Origin of the sequence: Natrinema pallidum DSM 3751, from assembly GCF_000337615.1 — an archaeon.
Taxonomy (GTDB): Archaea; Halobacteriota; Halobacteria; order Halobacteriales; family Natrialbaceae; genus Natrinema; species Natrinema pallidum.
On the sequence record NZ_AOII01000088.1, the window covers coordinates 235,231 to 242,669 of the forward strand.

At 64.9% G+C, this 7,439-nt stretch carries 7 protein-coding genes; 2 read left to right on the forward strand and 5 right to left on the reverse strand.

From position 1 onward, the window contains the following. Positions 1–688: 688 nt before the first annotated feature. Positions 689–2,086 (forward strand): sodium-dependent transporter, encoded by a 1,398-nt coding sequence (locus C487_RS15200; protein WP_006186697.1) that lies wholly within the window; start codon positions 689–691, stop codon positions 2,084–2,086. A 28-nt stretch (positions 2,087–2,114) separates the two neighbouring features. Here the strand turns inward: C487_RS15200 and C487_RS15205 are convergent, their stop codons facing one another. After that, positions 2,115–2,849, reverse strand: a complete 735-nt coding sequence (locus tag C487_RS15205; RefSeq protein WP_006186698.1) for an SDR family oxidoreductase — start codon at positions 2,847–2,849, stop codon at positions 2,115–2,117. Positions 2,850–2,918: 69 nt separating this feature from the next. Continuing rightward, positions 2,919–3,365: a response regulator gene (locus C487_RS15210; protein ID WP_006186699.1), complete on the reverse strand. Its 447-nt coding sequence runs from the start codon at positions 3,363–3,365 to the stop codon at positions 2,919–2,921. A gap of 178 nt (positions 3,366–3,543) precedes the next feature. Here C487_RS15210 and C487_RS15215 point away from each other — a divergent pair, with 178 nt between their 5' ends. Beyond that, complete coding sequence (locus C487_RS15215; protein WP_006186700.1) at positions 3,544–4,209, forward strand: glycerophosphodiester phosphodiesterase; 666 nt, start codon at positions 3,544–3,546, stop codon at positions 4,207–4,209. 196 nt (positions 4,210–4,405) lie between these two features. Here the strand turns inward: C487_RS15215 and C487_RS15220 are convergent, their stop codons facing one another. From C487_RS15220 to C487_RS15230, 3 genes are all read right to left on the reverse strand, one after another. Continuing rightward, complete coding sequence (locus C487_RS15220) at positions 4,406–4,831, reverse strand: secondary thiamine-phosphate synthase enzyme YjbQ (RefSeq protein WP_006186701.1); 426 nt, start codon at positions 4,829–4,831, stop codon at positions 4,406–4,408. A 26-nt stretch (positions 4,832–4,857) separates the two neighbouring features. Further along, positions 4,858–5,892 (reverse strand): HEAT repeat domain-containing protein, encoded by a 1,035-nt coding sequence (locus C487_RS15225; protein WP_006186702.1) that lies wholly within the window; start codon positions 5,890–5,892, stop codon positions 4,858–4,860. Between the two features lie 97 nt (positions 5,893–5,989). After that, the coding region (locus tag C487_RS15230; RefSeq protein ID WP_206538384.1) for a SpoVR family protein at positions 5,990–7,439 on the reverse strand (1,450 nt) is incomplete at its 5' end.

Here is a 7,439-nt window from a genome sequence, read left to right on the forward strand (position 1 = left end):
TATTTCCCATGAAGGATTGTATGTTTTCATGCATCAGGGTTCGCGTCCGGCGGCCGGCTGACGGCCGCTCATCGGCCCTCCACGGCCCGATTCCGTCAGTTACTCTCCCGGAATTTGCACGTCGCCAAAGAGACTTCTACCAGAGATTACCTTGTAATTCTATAGTATAGGATTTGATCGACGAAACGTACTACGGGGGCTGGGTATCGCAGGAATCACAGGCGTTGCCGGGTGTATCGGTGCCGGCGTCGGCGGCGATGCTGATGCCATGGTCGGCGTTCTCCAGTCGGTTACCGGCGATCTGGGGAACCTCGGCATGCCGATCCGGAACACAGCGATCCCCACGGTCATCATCTTGCGGACGCTATCGATGATCGACGTCATGTCGTCTCCAGTCCAGTCGGAGCACGCGCCGGTCGTGAAATACTGCATGTCGGACGATAGCGCTTGCCATGGACAGCTCGAACTGACGTTCGGGACGGAACGCCGTTCTCTCGTCCAGCAAGCAACCGCCGCACAGCCGTCGAACGTCGCCCTTGCGCCCTCGAATGCGCGTGCCGGCTCTCACCGGTACGGTTCTTGGTACTGTGTTTCAAGTCACATGGTGTCAAGACGTATGGAAATGAGACCATCATGTACCTAGTTCCCAAATAGAAGGTTTTAGGTCCCCGGAACGATCCTCCCCGATATGGCACAGCGCGAAACATGGGCAACGAGAACAGGGTTCATCCTCGCTGCGGTCGGGAGTGCGGTGGGGTTAGGAAACATCTGGCGGTTCCCGTTCGTCGCGGGAGAGGGCGGTGGAGCAGCATTTCTGGTCGTTTACCTGCTGTTCGTCGCACTTATCGGGTTCCCGGCCATTCTGGTCGAGTTCGTCGTCGGGAGACGAACGGAGCGAAATCCGGTCGGCGCGCTGATGGAACTGGGCGGGGGTGCCTGGAAGTACATCGGAGGCGTGTTCATCGTCACGGGGTGCGTGATTCTGTCGTACTACAGCGTCGTCGCTGGCTGGTTCATTCGGTACTTCCTCGAGGGGTTCCGCGGGAGTTACGCGAGCCACCTCGCGGGCTACGAGAGCGCCGCGGCCGAAGTCGGCGCGCCGACGACGGCTCTCATGTTCGGTGAGCTATCGACCGGACTCGACGCGTTCGTGTTACACACGATCTTCATGGCGTTGACGATCGGGATCGTCGCCCTCGGCATCCGTCGCGGTATCGAAACCGCGACGAAGCTGATGGTTCCCGGTATCCTCCTCTTGCTCGTCGGCATGGCAATCTGGGCGTACACGCTCCCCAACGCCGGAGCAGGGTATGCGTACTATCTGTCCCCGGACTTCAACGTCATTCTCGACAACTGGGTCGAACTCCTGCCCGCAGCGGCCGGACAGGCGTTCTTCACGCTCTCGCTCGGGATGGGCGTCATGATCACCTACGCATCCTACCTCGGTGAGGACCGAAACCTGACCAGAGACGCCCTCACGATCATCGGATTCGACACCGGCATCGCGTTCCTGACTGGCCTGGTCGTCTTCCCGATCTTCTTCGCGGGCGGGATTACCGAACCGGGTGAAGGTGGTGCCGGCGCGATCTTCATCTCGATGACCGACGCGTTCGCGACCCTCTCCGGCGGCCGCCTTCTCGGCATCCTGTTCTTCGGGACCGTCACGATCGCGGCTCTCTCGAGTGCGATCTCGCTGCTCGAGGTCGTGACCGCATACATGATCGACGAGAAGGGGATCGAGCGCTGGAAGGCGGCGCTCGGAATGGGCGGCGTCATCTACCTGCTCGGGGTTCCGGTCACGTACGATCTGGTCTTCCTCGACCTGCTCGATCTGTTCGCCGACGGTATCCTGCTGGTGTTCGGTGCGCTCGTGTTGATGTTGCTCGTCGGCTGGGTCGCACCGAAGTTCGCCGTCGAGGAACTCTCGAAGGGAATCGGCGATCTCGGCGGGCTTGGACAGGCGTGGATCTGGGCGGTTCGCGTCCCGATCGTCATCGTGCTCGTCGTCTCGCTGTACCTGGGCCTCGTGGACTACGTCGACTTCCTCACAGGGCCCTTCTCGGACTGGCTCAGCCAGAACCTGTAACGCATCGATACCCGTTCACCGTCCCTTTTCAGGCCTCGCCGTACACCGGTACCGCAGCACCGCTTGTCACCGCCGCACCGTCGCTACAGAGGAACGCGAGCACGTCCGCGATGTCGCCCGGAGCGACCCATTCGTCGTGATCGGCGTCGGGCATCAGCTCGCGGTTCATCGGCGTGTCGATCACGCTCGGCATGACGCAGTTCGCACGGACGGTCCCGCGGTTCTCCTCGGCCAGCGTTTCCGTCAGCAGCCGGATGCCGGCCTTCGTGATCCGGTAGGGACCGTCGCCCGCGCCGCCCTCGAGCGAGGACCGAGCGCTGATACTGACGATCGAGCCCGCCGCCTCTCGGAGGTGCGGCAGGGCGTGTTTGGACGCGAGAAAGGCCGTCTTCAGGTTGATGTCGACGAGCGACTCGAACTCCGCGAGGTCGGTGTCCTCGATGTGGTCGCCGCCGCGCCACGTCCCGGCGATGTTCAGCAGGTGGTCGATCCGCCCGTGATCGTCGACGACGGCGTCCATCAGGGCCGCGACGTCGTCCTCGTCGGTCAGGTCGCCCTCGTAGAACGCGAGGCCGGGTTCGTCGGCGACGTCCGCCTCGAGCGAACTGTCCTCGTCGGCCGGCGGAATCACGTCGACGGCACAGATGGTCGCCCCCGCCGCGCGGAAGCGGTCGACGGTCGCACTGCCGAGCGCGCCGCTCGCACCGGTGATCACCGCAACGGTGCCGTCGAAATCGACATCGAAGTCGGTCGTGACGTCCATACCGTACGTGTGCCGGCCGTTCGTATCAAAGGACGGGGCGAAGGACGCCCCGCCGCGTTCGGACCGGTGCTACGAGCCGTTCGTCGGCAGGGCAGCCCGCCCGAACCAGAAGTCCACGATCGCCTCGATCATCTCGGCGTAGGCCTCGGGCTCGGACGGTTTCGTGAGAGAGGCGTTGGCCGCAAGTTCGTAGCTCGCTCGAACGTCCTCGACGGCCGCCGACTGCGTCAACACGAGCACGGGAAGCCGCGCGAGCGTCGGCTCGTTCGTGATCGCCTCGAGAAGTTCGAGGCCGCTCAGCCGCGGCACGTCCAGGTCAAGCAACACGAGATCCGGAACCGAAGGTGGCTCGTCGCCGCGCTCGGTCAGCACCGTCAGCGCCTCGTCGCCGTCGGCGGCGACCCGAACCGACGTTTCGGCGTCGACCTCGTCGAACGCCTCGCCGATGAGCCGAACGGCTTCGGCCTCGTCCTCGACAAGCAGGACATCGACAGACGCATTGTCTCGACCGCTCATAGGTAGATCACGCCGATCGAGTGAACGAGTCGGGAGTCCAATCCAGTAATCGTCTCCATCTAGTCGGCGGACTCTTGTAACGTTGCTTGCTAAGTAATTTGGACAGCCCTGGAGCGACGGGTACAGGCTCTGCGACCGAACGCGCCACTGAAGCCGGCGGCTCCCGTTATGCCAGTGAATGCGACTCATCGCGCATCGCGGCTTCGCCGGGACCGCCCCCGAGAACACGATCGGTGCCGTCCGGGCCGCCGCCGAGCACGCCGATGCCGTCGAGTTCGACGTGCGACGCTGTGGCTCCGGCGAGCTCGTCGTCGTCCACGACGAAACGATCGACCGCATCACCGACGGTTCGGGCAGCGTCGCGGAGATCCCGCTCGCGGAACTCAGCGACTACTCGGTGCTCGAGTCCGACGAGCGGATTCCGACTCTCGCGGACATGCTCGCGGCCCTGCCGCCGTCCGTCGAGGTCACTCTCGAACTCAAGACAGCCGGCATCGCCGCGGACGTCCTCACGGTGCTCGACGAGACTGTCGTCGACAATCGCGTTATCGTGACGTCCTTTCTGGTCTCCGAACTGCGGGCGATCCGCGAGCGCGATCCGGACCAGCCCATCGGGGTGCTCGTGAGTCGCCACCTCGAGACGCCGGTTACGACCGCGGTCGAACTCGACTGTGACGTGCTCGGTGCGAACCGCTGGCGCTGTTTGGTGACCGGGCTCGTCCCGCGGGCGACACGCGTCGGGCTCGAGGTTCACGCGTGGACCGTCGAGCGGCGATCGATGGCGGTGCTGCTCGGGTACCGGGGCGTCGACTGCGTTTCGGCGGATCGGCCGATCGCCGTGTGATCGCGCGGCTTCGAGTGAGGGTCACAGCGCGTCGTCCGATCGTTTCGGGCCCGACTCCTCGTGTCGTCGCGTCGACCCCCGGCCGACTCCGGCGGGTCCCACGTGCCAGGCACCTCGAGCACGGCGTTCGCAGGCCAACTGAAACGAGTGAGACACCGACCGCACGGCCGTCGTACGATCAGGTGCGCAGTGGCGTTCAGTGGCGACTCGTGTCGCCGACGGTCGTCACGGTCACGGTCCGGGTTCGCGGTCCGTCGCACTCGACCAGCAACACCGACTGCCAGGTCCCCAGCGCTAACTCCCCGTCTACGATCGGGATCGTCACGTCCGGACCGAGCAGCGCCGCTCGCAGATGGGCGTCCGCATTGCCGTCTAACTCGTCGTGTGCATGCCCGTCGTCGGGGACTAGATCGCCCAGGAACGACTCGAGATCGCCTCGAAGCCGCGGCTCGTCCTCTTGGACGACGAGTCCGGCCGTCGTGTGCTGGACGAAGGCCGTACAGGTGCCCGACTCGAGGTGGTCCGGAACGGCTGCGGCGATGCGGTCGGTTACGTCGACGGTCGTCGACCGGGACTCGGTCTCGACGCTGACGTTCATAGTCGGAGAAACGGCCGCGAGCATCGACTGCGTTACGGTCCGTGTCGACCCTACCGGCCGTCGGAAAGGCGTCTCACGGCCCACGAAGCGCGATCGCGGACGTTCGGTGCCGGGTCATCGGTCGCGAGTTCCCGCAGCCGCGGCGCGGCCGCATCGACGTGCCCGTACCCGAGCGCGACGCAGGCGTTCGCCCGGACGGTCGCGTGGTCGTCCGCGAGGCGTTCGCGCAACTCCTCGCGAACCGTCGCGACCGCGTCGCCGGTCTCGGCGGCGATGCGGGCCACCGTGACCGCCGCGATAGCCCGCGTCTCCGGGTCCGGAAACGAAAGCGCCGCCGCGAGATCATCACAGACCGGGTCGACCGCGTCGGGGTCACAGTGGGCGACATCGCCGAGACAGCCGATCGCGTCGTGTCGCAACGCTCCGTCGTCGTGGTCGACGAGACCCGCAGCGTGCGTCACGAACTCGAGGGTGGGCAGTTCCCCGCCGGACCGCGCCAGCCGACCGAGCGCTCGGCACACCGGCGGCCCGTTTTCGATCGGGTTCGCGGCCAGCGCGTCGACGAGGATCGGCGCGACCGGTTCGATCGCCGTCGGCTCCGCCGTCGAGACGCGGGCGATCGCCTGGAGCCCGTGGCGGTCGTACCCGCGTCGCCGATCCAGCACGTCGGCGATCGCCTCGAGGTGCTCGACCAGGACGTCCGGCCGCTCGGCCGCGACGGCGGCGAGACACCGAAGGAGTTCCCGCGCCACCGGTTGGTCGGCGTTTTCGCGGGCGACCGTTACGATCGTGCCGGTCGACGGCGCGACGTCCGTCGGTGCGTCGGCCGCCAACTCGGCGAGACAGGCGGCGATCTCGTCGTGAAAATCCAGTTCAGTCCGCTCGAGCAGCGACCGTAACTTCGGCACCGTCGGGGCATACGCCGCCGCCTGCCCCTGGTCGTCGATTGTGGTCCGAATCCGGCGGACAGCGGCCCGTTGCTCCGCCGGCTCCTGATCGTCGAGTCGTGTCAGTACTGCTGGCAGATCGAGCCCGGTGGCCCCCCGGCCCCGAGGCTCGACGGCCTCACCCCCATCCCCATCCATCGTGTCCCTGCATTGGCGAACGACGATGTAAGGGTTCTGGCCAACGGCCCCCGAACCGATACGCTCCGAGGAGACGGCAACCGGATCGCAAGCGCCCTTACGCGAGCCATTCGTCGGGCTTCGTGTCGTAGTCGACGTCGTCGGCAGCGAGGTGTTCGACCTCCTCCCAGGGCACGTCTTCGGTCGTCACCGTTTGGCCGTTGTACCGGATCAATTTGCCCTGCTCTTCGGGTTCTGGCTCACGGTTGCGGCGCTTGGCGACCTCGATGTCGTGTTCGTCGACCTCCTTGACGATCGTCAGCAGGTTCACCGGCCGCCCCCACAGTTCGAAGATCCGCTTGAGCGTCTCCGTGGCCTGCTCGAGATCGAGCATGACGCCGTTGTACTGGTGGCCGAGCAGCAGTTCGTTGGCGTTGTTGTAGTTGCCGTCGTAGACCGCGATCGTCGGCTTCCCGAAGTTAGTGAACTGCAACAGCAACTTCTTTTTGACGTCCTCGGCCGCGTCGCTGGCGACGTGGAACTGCCCCGTCGCCTGGGAGTGTTCGTAGGTGAAGTAGTTGTTCTCCGTGATGAACTCCTGGGTCAGGAATTCGTCCAAGAAGGTCACGTCGTTGTGACTCTCCCGGACGTCGAACAGCCGGTTCCAGCCCGCCGTGAAGTCGATATCGTCGAGCGCCTCTTCGACCGACGCGTAGCGGGCGTCGTCGAACAGGTACCGACCGATTCGCTCGAGTTCGTTCTGATTGACCCGACTGAGGAACCCACGGTGCTGGCGCTTGACCAACGAGTAGTGGCGACGCGCCAACCCCGTCTCGGTTAGAACCTTCCAGGGGTAGTTCGAAACGTCGATCTCGCCCGCGCGGGCCTTTTCGACGGCCTCGTGGTCGACCCACTCGTCGGAGACCCCCTCGAGCGCGTCGAGCGTCTCGGGAGTGATGGTCTCGATCGCCGCCGGCGGCTCGAGCCGCTCGAGGACGTCGTCGAAGTCGACGACATCGACGAGGTTGCGCCACGAGATGCCCTCGACGCGCAGCAGGGCCTCGAGGACCTCCCGCCGGTTGGTCGTGTTCTCGACGTACTCCCAGAGTTCCATCCCGAGGCTGTAGGGGTTGAGTCCGCCCGACGCCAGCACCTTCGCCATGTGGTCGGCGTAGTTGAGGAACTCGTCGTCGCCCGCGAAGGCTTCGTCGGTCATCATCGTCGATTCCCAGTAGGAGTTGTGGTTGATGACTCCAGCACCCGCGTATCGGTGCGTTTCTTCGACCGAAATATCGTACACAGTCCCGGTCGACTCCTCTATCGAGACAACTTCGTCACTCCATTCTTCTTCCTCAAACCACGCGAGATCGTCGAGATACGCGCGAAGCGCATCGGCCTTCTCTGAGTACCCGAACCCGATTTCGTCGGCGAACGTGCGGGCCGATTTGCCAGTGAGATGGACGTGGTAGCACCCGTCCGTCTGTTCCCGGCGTCGACCGAGGATATCGAAGTTCGTCAGGAGCAACAGGACTGTTTCGCTCCTGTCTCTTATACACATCTCTGATGGC